The sequence below is a fragment of the Cedecea davisae DSM 4568 genome, assembly GCF_000412335.2.
In the GTDB taxonomy this organism is placed as follows: domain Bacteria; phylum Pseudomonadota; class Gammaproteobacteria; order Enterobacterales; family Enterobacteriaceae; genus Cedecea; species Cedecea davisae.
In genome coordinates this window covers 2167343-2182286 of the sequence record NZ_KE161030.1, presented here as the reverse complement: position 1 = coordinate 2182286, position 14944 = coordinate 2167343, and the positions used below count along the sequence as shown (strand labels likewise).

12 protein-coding genes and 1 pseudogene are annotated in these 14944 nt (G+C 51.2%); 7 read left to right on the top strand and 6 right to left on the bottom strand.

The window, feature by feature from the left end:
* Nucleotides 1-92 precede the first annotated feature (92 nt).
* Both HMPREF0201_RS10080 and HMPREF0201_RS10075 read left to right on the top strand, forming a co-directional pair.
* Entirely contained in the window at nucleotides 93-617 is a 525-nt protein-coding gene (locus HMPREF0201_RS10080) for a GNAT family N-acetyltransferase (RefSeq protein ID WP_016536511.1), read from the top strand.
* A gap of 86 nt (nucleotides 618-703) precedes the next feature.
* Nucleotides 704-1639 carry a zinc-dependent alcohol dehydrogenase family protein gene (locus HMPREF0201_RS10075; RefSeq protein WP_016536510.1) on the top strand — a complete coding sequence of 312 codons (936 nt, stop codon included), beginning with the start codon at nucleotides 704-706 and terminating at the stop codon, nucleotides 1637-1639.
* Nucleotides 1640-1642: 3 nt separating this feature from the next.
* Here the strand turns inward: HMPREF0201_RS10075 and dsbG are convergent, their stop codons facing one another.
* Nucleotides 1643-2407, bottom strand: coding sequence for a thiol:disulfide interchange protein DsbG (gene dsbG, locus HMPREF0201_RS10070; RefSeq protein WP_016536509.1), 765 nt, complete (start codon nucleotides 2405-2407; stop codon nucleotides 1643-1645).
* 204 nt (nucleotides 2408-2611) lie between these two features.
* Here dsbG and HMPREF0201_RS10065 point away from each other — a divergent pair, with 204 nt between their 5' ends.
* The gene (locus tag HMPREF0201_RS10065; protein WP_016536508.1) at nucleotides 2612-3262 is read left to right on the top strand and encodes an ECs1377 family protein; all 651 of its coding nucleotides are present in this window, start codon (nucleotides 2612-2614) and stop codon (nucleotides 3260-3262) included.
* Here the strand turns inward: HMPREF0201_RS10065 and HMPREF0201_RS10060 are convergent.
* Nucleotides 3259-4661 (bottom strand): annotated as a pseudogene (locus HMPREF0201_RS10060) (MFS transporter). The gene HMPREF0201_RS10065 and the pseudogene HMPREF0201_RS10060 overlap by 4 nt on opposite strands.
* Before the next feature lie 134 nt (nucleotides 4662-4795).
* On the opposite strand from HMPREF0201_RS10060, the gene HMPREF0201_RS10055 reads away from it, so the two are divergent.
* Complete coding sequence (locus HMPREF0201_RS10055) at nucleotides 4796-5704, top strand: LysR family transcriptional regulator (RefSeq protein WP_016536505.1); 909 nt, start codon at nucleotides 4796-4798, stop codon at nucleotides 5702-5704.
* Between the two features lie 14 nt (nucleotides 5705-5718).
* Here the strand turns inward: HMPREF0201_RS10055 and HMPREF0201_RS10050 are convergent, their stop codons facing one another.
* The gene (locus tag HMPREF0201_RS10050) at nucleotides 5719-6960 is read right to left on the bottom strand and encodes a condensation domain-containing protein (protein WP_016536504.1); all 1242 of its coding nucleotides are present in this window, start codon (nucleotides 6958-6960) and stop codon (nucleotides 5719-5721) included.
* A gap of 424 nt (nucleotides 6961-7384) precedes the next feature.
* Between HMPREF0201_RS10050 and dgcJ the strand changes: the two genes are divergently transcribed.
* Complete coding sequence (gene dgcJ / locus HMPREF0201_RS10045; RefSeq protein ID WP_016536503.1) at nucleotides 7385-9010, top strand: diguanylate cyclase DgcJ; 1626 nt, start codon at nucleotides 7385-7387, stop codon at nucleotides 9008-9010.
* 313 nt (nucleotides 9011-9323) lie between these two features.
* Here the strand turns inward: dgcJ and HMPREF0201_RS10040 are convergent, their stop codons facing one another.
* From HMPREF0201_RS10040 to HMPREF0201_RS10030, 3 genes are all read right to left on the bottom strand, one after another.
* On the bottom strand, nucleotides 9324-10355 hold the full coding sequence (locus HMPREF0201_RS10040) for a glycosyltransferase family 9 protein (RefSeq protein WP_016536501.1): 1032 nt from the start codon (nucleotides 10353-10355) through the stop codon (nucleotides 9324-9326).
* Between the two features lie 448 nt (nucleotides 10356-10803).
* Nucleotides 10804-10992: a hypothetical protein gene (locus HMPREF0201_RS10035; RefSeq protein ID WP_016536500.1), complete on the bottom strand. Its 189-nt coding sequence runs from the start codon at nucleotides 10990-10992 to the stop codon at nucleotides 10804-10806.
* A 270-nt stretch (nucleotides 10993-11262) separates the two neighbouring features.
* A complete protein-coding gene (locus HMPREF0201_RS10030) occupies nucleotides 11263-12876 on the bottom strand; it encodes an ABC-F family ATP-binding cassette domain-containing protein (protein WP_016536499.1) in 1614 nt (537 codons plus the stop codon).
* Nucleotides 12877-13282: 406 nt separating this feature from the next.
* Between HMPREF0201_RS10030 and HMPREF0201_RS10025 the strand changes: the two genes are divergently transcribed.
* Together HMPREF0201_RS10025 and HMPREF0201_RS10020 are read left to right on the top strand one after the other, a co-directional pair.
* Complete coding sequence (locus HMPREF0201_RS10025) at nucleotides 13283-14473, top strand: NAD(P)/FAD-dependent oxidoreductase (RefSeq protein WP_016536498.1); 1191 nt, start codon at nucleotides 13283-13285, stop codon at nucleotides 14471-14473.
* 12 nt (nucleotides 14474-14485) lie between these two features.
* A complete protein-coding gene (locus tag HMPREF0201_RS10020; protein WP_016536497.1) occupies nucleotides 14486-14872 on the top strand; it encodes a hypothetical protein in 387 nt (128 codons plus the stop codon).
* Nucleotides 14873-14944 lie beyond the last annotated feature (72 nt).

The window sequence follows — 14944 nt, the reverse complement described above, 5'->3', positions numbered from 1 at the left end:
TCCGGGCGGTTAAGTTTGATGCAAATAACGCTCATTGCTTTGCCCGGCGCAATCAACATAAAAATAAATCATCTCAATAAGCAGGAGCAGCCGTGCCGGAGTATCGTATTCGTTCGCTTAAGGCGACAGAGTTTGAAAGCGCTAACAAAGCGTTGACCGACGTGCTGATTGATTGTGTAGAGGGGGGCGCCTCGGTCAGTTTTATGCATCCGCTGGCTCGCGATAAAGCGACCGCCTTCTGGCTCAATGTCGGGCAAAGCGTGGAACGCGGCGAAAGAACGGTAATCGTCGCGGAAGATGGGGAGGGGAAAATCATCGGCACAGTGCAGTTGATCACCAGCCAGCCGGAGAATCAGCCTCATCGCGCTGATGTGGCTAAACTGCTGGTCCACAGTAGTGCGCGCCGCAGGGGTGTCGCCCAGCGTCTGATGGCCTATCTCGAGGCCGTTGCCACCACTCAGGGCAAGTCTGTTCTGGTGCTGGACACCGCAACGGGCAGCGATGCCGAAACCTTTTATCAAAATATGGGCTGGCAGAGGGTGGGCGATCTGCCGTTTTATGCCCTTATGCCAGACGGCAGCCCGTGCTCCACGACTTTCTATTATCGCCATTTGTAGGCGGAATGGGGTGACGCCGTCACCTTTCTCCCATAACGATACAGCATGTTATAGTGCCCGCATTACGGTTGTTGCAGGCACTTTGTATGGATAACTCGGCACTCTGGTTTCGCCAGTTTGGTGAGCCGGAACAGGTTCTGACCCTCGAAAAAACACGGCTTCCACCCCTTTGCCCCGGCACGCTGCGGGTGAGAATGCTCTATGCGCCAATAAACCCTTCCGACCTGATTCCGATTACCGGTGCCTATAGCCATCGGGTTTTTCCTCCGCGAGTTGCGGGCTATGAGGGCGTTGGCATAGTTGAGCAGGCGCATGAGCCTGAATGGCTGGGGAAACGAATTCTGCCGCTGCGCGGAGACGGGACCTGGCAGCGCTGGGTTGACTGCTCTCCACGGTGGGCCGTGCCTGTTCCGGACACAATATCCAGTGAACTGGCGGCGCGCGGCTATATTAATCCGCTGGCTGCCTGGCTAATGCTAACTCGCTGGCCGGTCGCCGGTAAAAAAGTGCTGGTAACCGCGGCAGGATCGGCCTGCGCCAGCTTGCTTATTCAATGGGCAAAAGCGCAGGGCGCAGACGAAATATACGGCGTCTATCGATCTGAGCAGCATGTTCCTGAATTACTCGGCCACGGCGTAATCCCGTTGAGTATTAAAAACGGCGCGGCCATTGCAGAAGCAGCGGAGCGGGTAGACGTGGTATACGATGCGGTAGGCGGCGAGTTGGCTACTCTGATGCTTGAGAATCTGAATCCCTCAGCGGCCATGGTCTCTTACGGTTTGCTAAGCGGCAAAGCATTTTCCCCACGAGGGAAAAACGTTATTGCTCAACGTTTTCATCTGCGGGACGTGCTGGCGGTTACGCCAGTGGAAGTTTGGCAGAGCTGGTTTGTCACCATGTGGCAACAGCTGGAGCACTGTAACCTTCCCGGCACGGAACGTTACCCGCTGGAAGAGTGGCGGCAGGCACTGGCGCTGTTCCGCAAGCCTGGCCGCCAGAGTAAGCCGCTGCTGGTGCTCTAGCGGTTATTTCTCGCCCATAATGGTTTTCATCGTTTCTGCATCCGGCATGCCCTGGTGCTGCTGCAAGCGGCCTTCCGCGTTGAGGTAATAAATCGACGGGGTGGCGTTTCCTCCCAGGTCGTCCATCAACGTAAGGTTGGCTTTTATCGCCTCACCAACTTCAGGCGTGATTTTTTCCGGTTTTTGCAGCGCAATTTTGCCTTTACTGTTCTCGTAATCGGCCAGGGTTTTAGACGGATCTTTTGCCATCATAATAGCGGCAGCTTTCTGGCCGCTGTCAGGGCGCAGCATGCCGACCAGCAGCACTCGGAGCTGTACCTTTCCAGACTTGAGCCACGGCTGAGCCTGCTCCCAGAACTGAGTGCAGTATGGGCAATAAGGGTCGGCAAAGACATAAACAATCTGCGGTGCTTTTGCGTCGCCGGCCGCTATCCAGCGATGTTTTTCCAGGTTCTGCCACATTGCCTTCGCCATGGGAGCATAGACAAACTTTTCAACCTGCTCGTCGCTCAGGTTTTTGCCTGCCGAATCCACCAGGTTGCCCATAATTGCGTGCTGCCCGTCCGGCGTGAGGTAGACGGTGGTGCCCTGGCCCTGGTACTGCATCGCATAACCCTTTAAGTCACCGGGCGCTTTGAACTCGCCTTTTATCTCAAACCCTTGTTTTTCCAGAGCCTCAATGGGCGCTGGCTGTTTGCCTTCGGCGGCAAAAGCGGAGGACGTCACCAGCAGGCTTAGCGAAACGGCGAGGGCAGCGTTTTTTTTCATCGGGCGGTCCTTGATTAAATGTTATCTTCAGGCGCAGGGTAACATTCCTTTTTATGCTAAGTAATCACTCTTACTTTCAATTACGTAACCAGGCATCAGGAGCGGGGCGATCCGATTATCCGCCTGAAATGCTGGCGGCGCTTTGCGCTGTTTTGAGATGATTTGCGAGCTGTAGCACCGGGCAATGATGGGAAGGACATCGTTATGAGCAATCGCATCGACTACCAGATTGAAAAATACAGTTTTATCGAGATTGAAGAGACGCCGCGGCTCGCCCGCCAGTGGGCTGAGGTCAGAGACGAGTATCAAAAAGATCCTACGGATAGCGAGCAGCGCCTGCGCCTTGCATTACTCAATGTGGATTACGTCACCAGTTTCGAACTGCCTTTTCGCCTGCTGCTCCTGCGGGCGCCGCAGCTTATTGATAAATTACGAGACGAACTCCAGCTTAGCCAGAAGAGTGTGCTGGTGAACGGCAATAAACGCGGGCAGGTTTACAGTATTAAAGCCGATCTGAGCGCCGTGCCGGATACATTTCGCTATCGGTTCTCAAACCGTATCCGCAGGACTGAGGCGGGAGGCGCAACCGCAGCGGCCTACCAGCAGGTTGCCCTACAGGTAAAAAATCCTCGCGGGCGTTTGAAGCTGGCGCTGGAGTCCGGGCTGGAGGTTACCGCCCTCGACGGTCTTTTCTGGCTGGGGCAGCAGCGTATTGCCGCCGATGTGTCGGTGCTGAGGCAGTCCGGTATGCCCATTTCCACGGTGGAAAGAGAAGTTTTCGACAGCCTGACCGGCACGACAAGAGCTATTCCGGCCTACCGGCTTGAAGAGAGTGTTCCTGAAACATCAGGCTAAATATTCTCTTTTAACGTCCGGAAGGTTCGCAGACCGCTAAAGGCGATGGCCAGCAGAGTCGCGCAGGCCGCAATCCAGAGGCTGAGGCGGACCGCCTGTGGCTCTTGCGTGAGCTGGTTGCCATAGAGGGCCAGAATAATGCCGACAACCGCCGCCCCAAGACACTGCCCGAAGGTACGCATAATAGCCAGCACGCCGGAGGCATAACCGCTGTGTTCACGCGAAGCATTGGCCATCATCTCTCTGTTATTCGGGCTCTGGAAAATACCAAAGCCAATACCACACACCAGGCTGCGCAGGCCGATATCCCAGGCCGATGCGTGATCAGGAAGTAGAGCTAATAGCAGTAACCCGAGGGTAAAAACGCTCAGGCCTAGCGTGGCAATAATGGCCGGCGGATGGCGGTCGGCGAGGCGCCCGGCATAAGGAGCTGCCAGCATGATACCAACCGGCCACGGGGTAAAGAGCAGCGCGGAACCAAAGGCGCTATAGCCGTAAACGTTCTGGAACAAGAAGGGCAAAGCGACAAAGGTGATACCCTGGCCAACGAACGAAGCGAGTGAAGTCAGCGCCGCGAGTGAAAACCTTGAAGAGGCGAAGATCTCCAGCGGTAACAGAGGCTGAGAAGCGCGGCGCTCACGCCGGATAAAGGCGACGATGGCCACCAAAGCCGTGGCGCTGTAACACAATGCGAAACCAGGCCGCTAGCTTTGGTGAAACTGTCCGCAGCCATAATCAGCGCCCCCAATAAAAGAGCGGAGAACACGCCGCCGGCATAGTCAAACCGTTTGCTGTTCCGGGCCGGGTTGCACGGTAATGCACGCAGGCTCAGCAGTAACGCCACCATTCCCAGTGGAAGATTGATTGCAAACAGCCATTCCCAGCCCAGCGTCGAAAGCAGCGTGCCGCCCAAAAGAGGCGCAACGGCCGTACTGGTGGCAATAAGAAAGGCGTTCAGCCCGAGGATCCGTCCCAGCAACCTGTTGGGGAAGATAGACCGTAAAATAGCGGGCGAAATACTCAGAACCGCCGCGCCGCCGATCCCCTGCAATACTCGCATAAAGACCAGCATATCAAGAGATGAGGAGAGTGCGCAGCCAGCGGAAGCCAGGGTAAACAGGCTCAGGCCAAATACGAATATCTGCCGGAATCCAATGCGGGTAGCCAACGCCGCGAAGATGGCAAGCGTCATCGCGGCGGCAAGCAGGTAGCCATTTGCCACCCAAACGGCATCGCTGGCGGAGACGCTCAGCGCCCTTGAGATTTCCGGGAGCGCGATATTGACCATTGAGCCGTCAAATACCGCCATTGTTACCGTCGTCATCACGGCAATCATCGCCAGCAGGCGCGGACGCCCCGGTAAACCCTCATCTCCGGGCCGGGTTGAAAGTAATTCCATCATCGTTCCTTGCCGCAAAGCAGCGCATTCGGTTGTCAGTGCTGAGAATATAGTGATACTTGATACAAGGCGGAAGACGCACCAGTTGCAATTAATAGCTGCATGAGACGCCATGTCTTTTTACAGGAGTCATAATGAACGAGCCAGATCTGAATTTGCTGTTGGCGTTGGATACCTTTCTTGCTGAAGGAAGCGTGGCCGGGGCAGCACGCAGGCTGGGTTTAAGCGCCTCTGCCATGAGCAGGACGTTAAGCCGCCTGCGTACGGCCACCGGCGATCCGTTGCTGGTGAGAGCCGGGCGAAATATGGTGCTGACGCCCTATGCGGAAGCCATTCGCGAGCGGGCAAGAAACGCGGCGCTTGAGGCTCGTAGCTTGTTAAGCCCTTCAAGAACAGAACTGGACCTGACGACGCTGGATAGCGTTTTTACTCTTCGGGCCAACGACGGTTTTGTTGAGGCCTTTGGCCCGGCGCTGATTGCCGCTGCGGCGCGTGAGGCTTCGGGCGTGCGGCTGTGCTTTATGCCCAAACCCGAAAAAGGTTCGCGGCATTTGCGTGAGGGGCTGGTTGACCTTGAGATTGGGGTGCTGGGTGAGATGGGGCCGGAAATTCGGCTTCAGGCGCTGTTCCGCGATAGCTTTGTAGCCGTGGTGCGCGCCGGGCATCCTCTCGCACAGTCGCAAAATATCACTCCCGAGCAGTATATTGCCTGGGGGCATGTAGTCACTTCCCGCAGGGGAGGTATTCCTCACGGCCCCGTGGACGATGCGCTGGCCGAGCTGGGCCTGAAGCGTAATATCGCCGCCGTTGTGCCAAGTTTTCCCGCTTCATTGCGAGTGGCGCAGGCCTCAGACTTGATAGCCCTTGTGCCTGCATCGTTTGTGGTTAGCCAGCCCGCAGGCCAGCTTTATGCTTTTGCGCTTCCGGGTGCTACGCAGCAAATCACCGTTTCGCAGATGTGGCACCCGCGTTCGGAAGCGGATCTCGCCCATCGCTGGCTGCGGCAGCTGGTATTGAGCGTTTGCCGGGAGCTTGCAGCCTGACCGGCGGCGCAGATTTATAACCTGCCTGTTACCGCGGTCAGTATTTTTTTTGCCCCTTCCAACAGATGAGGTGCTGATTGATACGAAGTATGGATCAGATGGATGTTGCCGTTTATCGTGGCAACACCAATGGTTTGCTCACCCTCGGTACCGATTAGCACATTAGGCCCCCACAGTGATTCCAATGTTAATTCCCCAATATTTCGTGAGAAATTAAGCACTCCAAGATTTGAGATTAAAATGTCCGGCGCACAGATCCTACTGTCAAAATGAATCATCTTATTGAGTCCGTGATTGTTCATAAACGGCTCAACCAGACCTATCAGGGCAGCCATTCCCGGCTGAATTCTGTAGGCTTCTAAGTCGGCGGTCACCGAGCGAGCAATCTCCCAAAAATTTTCTGCTTCACCGTCGTGATAGCCATAGGTTGGAAACAAGGCTAAAAAACTGAGGCCGTAATCCAGAGAAGAATATTTCCTGGCGTTAATGGGCGTGCAGATACGAACCGGGCGACTTGTCCGGGCAGGGGATTGAGATAAAGCTATAACAAAAGCGGCGGTTAGGGCTCCATGAACCGTCGTGTTCTCCCGTTTGGATTGTTCCCGTAAAGAGGCAGAAAGTTCAGGGGAAAGCCGCTGGCGGACAACCTGGAGCTTATCTAAACTTCGCTCCGCGTAAGGCACCGGTTCATTTGTAAAAGCGGGCGAATTAATTGCTCCAGCGGCCTGGTTATTGGTAGAGCAGATCTCTTCAATGGAAGGTAGCAAGGCCAAATGCGGCAGGGATTCGCCGGCTAATGTTTGCAGAATGTCATGGATAAAATGAGCCAGAGACATGCCATCTGCGATGGCGTGATGTGCGGTAATAATTATCACGCAGCGCTCTTCGCCATAAAGCAACGCGGCTTTAAGCAGAGCCACATCTCCCGTTCCAAAAGGGGCCGAGAACTCTCTTTTAATTTCGTGTTCAATAGATAAGATTTTATCTATCCGCGCGATGCGCAGCGGGATCTCCACGGATTGATCGTGCAAAAAATACAGGCGGCCATCGCTGCCGCCGTCCACGCGTGCATTCACCAGCGGGTGCCTTAGCTGAACCTTTTTAAGCGCGACCTGCCAGTCGGCGGGTATGGTCCTGCCGCTAACTTCTGCGGTCACCGTAAAATGTTTGGGGCTGGTGGTGTCAATCTGCCAGGCGTAACTTTCAAGTGCGCCAAGCGCGCGAAGAACTGATTTACTTTGATCTGTATTTATCATTTACCTGTCCACAGTGAATGGTTTAAATATATTCTGAGTATTTCATTGAAATTGATTGTGAATAAAGCGTGACAATAGGAGGTTTAAATATTTAGCCATGTAGAGAATGCTGAAATCGCATTTTATCTATAATTGGCCTGCTATCAACAGGTATTTCATTATATGAAATTAATATGCGTGTATATGAAATATATTCAGGATATATAATGAAAAATATATTTCAAAAAAATAAGATGCATGAGCGAATACACCCCCATGAATATTACCTGTGTTTTGCATCTGGCTAAAGATCCAGGGTTACCCTGGTCGGGCCGTTAAAGTGCTGGCTATTCCGTAGGGCTGTTATCCCCCGGCTCGCCCTTCAGCCACTGTGCAGCACTCAGGCTCAAACTGCACGCCTCCTCGGGATCGGAGCTTTCCTGGAATGCTTTTACTGCAAAACTGGGAGGTAAGCCGGAGCAGCGCTATATGCTATACTCCCTCTCATCCTGAAAGGCAGAATTTTCTGAGGGAATACATCATTTTGTCGCCGACTAAATATATCAACGCAGTTATTGTTATTTTTATTTTAACGACTGCAATCTTCGCCGGTTTTGCACTCCGGGAGTATCGTAGTCTGGAAGGCTACATGGGGTATATTGCCGAGAACGGTAAGTCAGCGCTGTTTCATGAAGAATATATTAACCAGAACATTGCCTTTCGGATGTCACGTGTATTCTCAACTGCTCCGGCGGGTATCAACGCGGCAGGAAATAATCTGGATAATGTATGCCAGTATGCGGAATCACTGAATGGCGTTTACGGGGTAAATCTATCCAGTCAGCGTTTCAGGGCATTAAGTGGCACTTTGCAAACGAGGAACCCCGCCTGCGATAGCTGGAAAAACGACGTACTTGCCCTGCATCTGGTTCAGGGGAACAGTTCGGATACGGCATCAAAATACAGTTTCTCGAACTACAGCGGCTATCTGTTCAATAATGTCAGATACTACATCGATATTAAAAATAATTATATTTACATCAATAAGTTAGTTGACAGCAATCACTATACTTTTAGCAACTGGCTGACCAGCGAAAACGGGGAGATAGATATCGACCGTAGCGGGGAAACCATCAACATCGATGCTGCGGCGTTACATGATTTACGCCTTGGGGAAAATATTGTTTCCCACATCTATCATGATGGCTATACCCGGAAAAATATCATTAGCATGATCACTCCTGTTTTCCAGCACGACGCCATTAAAGGGCTGGTGCTTACTGATATCAATATTGACGATCTTGCGACCTCATTTTATACAGCAGAGAGACCTTTGCTGTGGCGTTTCCTGTCGCTGTATGTGACCGATAATGCAACCGGCGATAAAATCAGCTTCCACCACCCGGTGTTGAAGTCATTCACGCCGATTACGCGCCAGGAAAAAATAACCGGCTATTACACGCTACACATAAAACTGGATGCGCTCTATTTCCTGATCAACATCTTCTGGCTGATAGTGATTTACGCTGTAGGCACCTGGCTGTTGTGCCGCTATGCCAGAAAGCAGCTGGACAAGCATCGTTCCTTGTCCCGGGACAATATGACCGATGCGATGACCGGTCTCTATAACCGCAAGGTACTGACGCCCGCGCTTGAACAGAAAATTCAGGCTCTGCTACAGGCAAACATTGCCGTAACGGTGATTTCCGTCGATAGCGACGGCCTGAAAAAAATTAACGACACCCTTGGCCACCACATGGGGGACAGGGCTATCCAGTATCTCGGCAGAGCGCTGGCGCAGTCGATTCGTAAAAGCGATTACGGTATTCGGCTCGGTGGCGACGAGTTTAGCCTTATTTTAATTGATTACAGTCTGGCGAAATCGCATGAAGTGATAAACCGCATTCAGGCGTATCTGGCCGGGATTGATGAAGAAAAAATGGTGGCATTTTCCTACGGAAGCTACCAGTTAGTGCAGGGTGATACTCTGGAAACCGCGTTGCTCAAAGCCGATGAGTTGCTATACCAGCATAAGCGCAATAAATATGGGGAAACATCTACCAGCAGATAATGGGTTGAGCGTTAACGCTTTGGTAGACAGGATATTGCCATTCCTCCAACCTCAGCACAAAGTCGCTAATTTTCCTGTCGCACAAAAACTACCACTCATTGATTATCATCACCCGGTCTTCAGAAAGCTTTATCCTGGTTATCTTCGGGGGTAGCCGGTCTGACATTATGGTCATGCTGACCTGGATGCTGGCCGTTACCGAGGCAAAAGAGAGCTTCAGGGGAACAAGCATAAAGAGGGCCAGCAGCAGGTGTTTCATAATGATATGTTCTGTTTACAGTTTTTTTAACCAGTGAAAGTGGTCAAAATTATATCATATATGATGTTTGCTGAGAACGGCCCCGAGGTAGCGCCGGTAGTTGTGTTCGATTTCTTCCAGCAGTTGGCTCTCATTGCTTTGGTGCAATAGCGCGGTGCGCTCCGTTCCTAAATCGATGCTCTTGCATAGCGGATAATAGACGGCCCGGAGTGATGATTTGATGGCGTTGAAGTAACAAACCGTTGGCACTGCAAACGCTGCGGCAACATGCAGTGCGGAAGAGTCGCAGGTATAGAGCGCGCTGGCATGCCGGATAATGGCGATAAAATCGAGGGTGGATTGCGAGCGGGCGGAGAGGTCAATAAAAGACGGGTGGTCTACCGCCGTAAATCCGGCCACCGTTACCTTATGCTGTCGGTAAATATGCTCCACGAGATCCACGAGCACGCTTTGCGGAATACTGCGTAGAGGCGTGCTCGCATTATGGCTGAGTAAAACGTAAGGCGTATTTAGCGGGGAGGGTTGCTCCGGAATAGATTCACGCAGCCAATGATTAGTCCTGATACTGGTCTCTACCGTCGCAGGTTCGATCCCGAGGTGCCGCAGGAAGAAATCGTGCATCTCCATTGTGCCGAAATCATCCCGGAACAGCTGGTTCCCCATATCAATCAACACATCTTTTTGCGCCAACATGCTTTGAAGATTTACCGGCAAGTAGCGCAGGTCATCAACTACTGCATCTGCAAGCTGGTAAATTTGCTCAATATAGGTCGGGCAGGTATGCGGGCGAAGCAGGGTAAGGTGAATTTCAGGATTGATCGCTTTTATCGCCTGAAGGGCGCTGATGCCTATAATCGAATCTCCAAGCGTCACGCCCATGCCGTTAATAATGCAGAGACGCCGGATAGTGCGGTAATCAACAGAAAATGGCCGTAGAGCATAGTTATAAACTACAGGCTCGTGCAGCGGCTTTAGCTGCATAGCGGTATCTGCAGGGAGCGGTGACTGACCGAGGTCGTAAGAGGCGACAAGCGTCTTTCCATCGAGAAGCAAACTGCCTGCAAAGGTCTCAAGCTCTGGATTCATGGCATTCCTGTGCTTATGGTGGAATCGTAACAGGCATTAAGACACCAGCCTCTGGTAAATTCAACGGGGCTATCTTTGTGGGTAAAGACGGGGCGGATTACCAGTCAGGAGAGGCAGTCAGGCGCTATCTGATAATCCGGAGCCGTGCAGGCGTTTGCGAGGTAGTGGGGCACATCTTAATAGGGGAACAAACCCAGCTCATGTAAGGCTCCCACTACAAGCAGGACAAACATACAGGCATCAAGTGGATTAGGCATTTTGCTTCACCTTAACGTGTTACTCACCGCTATATAGTATAGGTGATAATAGAAACCTGTTGATGATTGAGAACCGTTGTAATGCGTATATGGACTGGCGAGAGAGCCATTAGACAGGGCTAAAAAGGCCGCTAAAGATAATGTGTTTCTCCAAAGTGGCCTTTGAGTTTTATTCCTGAAGGGTTAATGAGTTATTTCTTCTCCAACCCTGGAATGTTATGAATTAAGTCTTTTACTTCGCTATGCTTTGTATTAGCAGGCAGATTATTTTTTAGCAGCGTTCTGTTCGCCGCTGTTTCTCTGTAACCATACTTGCTCAATAGATCGTTTAATTCATAATCCTGACTTTTGTTAACGTAATCCCAGTCTGATTTTGGCATATCCTTTTTCCTCTATTTAAAGCTGTGTGATTATATAAATACAATATATTTTCTTTGTGAATGAAATATAAAGAAAACCATAAAACAATACTAAATGAGCTTCTTATCTTCAAGCTTAAATGCTTAATTTCCTTATATTTTTACTTGAAGTTAATAGCTCGCTAGTGCTTATTTTTTCCTGAAATGGCCACTAAATTAACCCCCAGGCCTGTTTTAACCTTTATCGGCGTGGGGGCCAGTTGTATTAAATATTTCCTGAACTATCACAGTCTACTGCGCCTGAAGTTGCCAGCGGGATTCTTCAAGCAATAAACGTCCGGTGAGGTTGAGGTTGTTAAGAAATACCTCGTCATGCGAAACCACCATAAAGGCCCCCTGGTAACCTGAAAGCATGCTCTCAAGCGCGTGAAGGGATGCTAAATCAAGGTGGTTGCTGGGTTCATCAAGCAGCAACAGTTCAGGAGCAGGGTCGGCATACAGCACGCAGGCCAGAGCCGCCTTCAACCGTTCGCCGCCGCTTAATAAGCCGCTGGCTACCTGAATTTTGTCTGCATCCAGCCCTAGCTGTGCCAGCCGCGTTCGTAGGTTACCTTCTCCGGCAGTGCGGTTGGCCTCGAGCATTTGCTCCAGGACGGTACGCTGTGGGTCAAGGGTTACGAGGTGTTGATCGAGCCACGCGTAATTAGCCGTTATCCAACAATTTCCACTCAATGGCTGAGTTTGACCGGCCATAACTTTTAGCAGCGTAGATTTCCCGCCTCCGTTACGCCCGACAATTCCTATGCGCTGGCCGCTGGTCAGCATAAGAGTTAATGGCGGGGCAAAAGGGCGGACGAAGGGAAGTTGTACTCCATCCAACTCGGCAACGCGGCGGCGGGAAGGCGCATTTACCGGGAGCGAATGCAACGCAATAACCACATCTTCATCAATGACGGCTGCGGCTTCGCGCACCCGCTCGTCTAGTAACGCCTGCGTAGCCTGATGTTGCTGGTTTAATTTACCTGCCGAGTTTTCACTGCGCTGTTTTTGCCCGCCAAGCAAAATATTGGCCTGATTTGCCTCACGCCCCCGGCGGTTACCGCGGGATTGCCTTTTTTCAAGGCGTTCTCTTTGCTCACGAAGCGTCTTTATTTCACGCTGACGCTCCTGTTTACGTTGATCCAGAAGCAAAAATGCGCTCTGCGTTTCCTGTTTTTTCTGCCGTGCATAAAACGAATAATTACCGCCATAGCTGTTTAAACCAGAAGGCGTCAGCTCAACAATCCTCTCCATTGACTCCAGTAGTTCACGATCGTGGCTCACTACCAGCAGCCCGCCGCGCCAACGTGTGAGTTGGGAAATAAGCGACAGGCGAGACGCGTGGTCAAGATGATTGCTTGGTTCATCGAGGATCAGAAAATCCGCTGAAGATAGCCAGGCCCCGGCAAGTGAAGCCCGCATAGCCTCGCCTCCGCTTAACTGAACTGCGGGCGTGGATGAATCAAGATGCCCAAGCCCGCAACGTTCCAGCTCCATGCGTAGCTGCTGGTGGATATCCCAACGCTGGCCGACAATATCGAAATCCTTCTCGGATGTACTGCCTTGCTCAATACGGGAAAGGGCATCAATTATCGGCTGGACGCCTGCAAGACTGGCGACCGTGGCTCCCTCAGGGTAGAGAATTTGCTGCGCATGATAATATGCAGAACCCGGGCAAGTGGAGCGCCCGGATGACGGCGATAATTGCCCGGCCATGATCTGCGATAGCACGCTTTTACCCACGCCATTGCGGCCAACCAGGCCCGTTGCGCGTGTGTCGAAAGTTTCGTTTAGCTGCGAGAACAGCGGCGTACCGTCGGGTAAATTAAAAGACACGCCTTCCAGCGCAAGATAAGAATTCGTCATGGGTAATACTCCATAGATGCCGGAAACTGACCCGATAAATCGGGACAACTTAATCGGCCGTCAGAAAGACGGCGGCATCAATAGCGCATTGGACGAATACCTCTGAAGAAGAAAATGACTGCGGGTATTTTAGCCGGGTTAAACACAAAGTAAAGAGGAGAAAAGGCCGGCTAATAACATCATTGCTGGCGGTCTTCTCTGTAGATATTTTTTATAATAGTGATCTGGATAACGGCAAATTAATTTATGCAACATTTTCACAGAATAAATCCAACGAGGTTTTATTTACTCTGGCATAAATTTACGCCACGGCTAAGATATCACATGAGGTATATGAGCATGGACTCCTGAATTATATAATATATCCAAAGGCCTGTTTTATTGACTCTTAAATAGAGAGAAGAATATGAAACAACGTATTGTTATTGTAGGCGGTGGTACCGGCGGGACTATTTTAGCTAACCTGCTGACCGCAAAGCTTCACAGAGAAATCATCAATAATAAAATTGAGCTATTGATGATTTCAGACTCTCCTGTTCACTATTACAAGCCTGCATTTATGTATGTGGCTTTTAATAGCTTTTTCAAACAGGAGTTAACGCGCTCACAGCAAAGCCTGCTGAGGCCAGAAGTAAGGTTTGTTGTTGATCGTGCTGACTATTTTGACCTTACGCAGCGTTGTGTGCATACCACAAGCGGGAAGCATTACTCTTATGATTTTCTGGTCTTTGCTACGGGTTGCGTTCCGTGGCCTGATAAAATCGAGGGGCTGGCCCAGGCTGGCGATCATTTTTATCAATACCGGCCCGCACGTCAACTGGCGCAAAAGCTGGCGACAATTGAAAAAGGACGAATATTTATCACCGTCTCTTTCCCTCAAACGCCGAACGTACCTCATCAGTGCGGTATTGCCCCAATAGAAACAACGCTGATGCTTGATGATTATCTCCGCAGGCGGGGTGTACGTAAAAACGTTGAAATTGTTTATACCTATCCAACGGTTTCTCAGCTATTGCGTAATTGTCTTTTCTTACAGCGCCCAACCGGTGAAATATTGCCATCCATTTTTTCTTCCAGAGATATAAAACACCAACGAGGTTTTACTTTAAACAGAGTCGATGCGGAGAAAAATATCGCTTATTCGGAAGAAGGAGAAGAACAGCCGTTTGACATTCTGATGGCGACGCCGCCAATCCGGGCCGTCGAAGCCGTACGAAATACCGGCCTGAGCGATATAGATAACGGGGAAGGGTGGCTGCCAACCGATCCACAGACTTTGCAGGTTTACGGCCAGCCTGGCGTTTATGTCCTCGGGGACACGGTCGATCTGCCGGTGAGTAAAGCTGGCGGATCTTGTCATAATCAGGCCCCGGTGGTTGCAGACAATATCGTGGCGGAGCTGCGCCTTGGGCATACTGTCAGCGAATATGATGGCAAAGTTCAGGCGGTGGCGCAGATGGGATTAAATGCCGGAATGCCGCTGGTTTACGATTATCGCCACGATGTGTTACCGACGTCGCCAACCAAAATCGGCGGCATGTTGCGCAACGGTTTTAATCGAGGGTTGTACTGGGCTACCGTGCGCGGGCTAATCTAACCGGAGAATAAGATGAACGCTTCAACAGAGGCATCTGAGTCTTTTGCCGCATTGATTGAAAAATTACAGCCATTACTTTCTGGCGGTCGGCTCGATAACGTGGTTGATATGCTGTCATTACTTTCAGATATTGCGGATATTGCCGATAACGCGCTGGTAGAAAAATTAGCCGGTGTTTTCGAAGGCGTGGTTGCCGCGGGTTGGGAAAGTGGCACCGCGCTAAAGATGGCTCATACCGAGTTACAGCTAGGCGATCCGCAACCCAGCTATCGCGCAGTTTATTCGTTACTGCGCCAGCCGGACACTTTACTGGGAGTGATGCTGGTACTGCGCACGTTACAAATAATCGGTCAGCGTATTCGTACCAGTTCGGTAACGGATGAGCCATCGGGCAGTTAATAATTTTGAGCCGCTGCACCCAAGCCGCGGCTCATGTCAGGTCGGTTCGATAAGACGAAAGAGCATAATTCA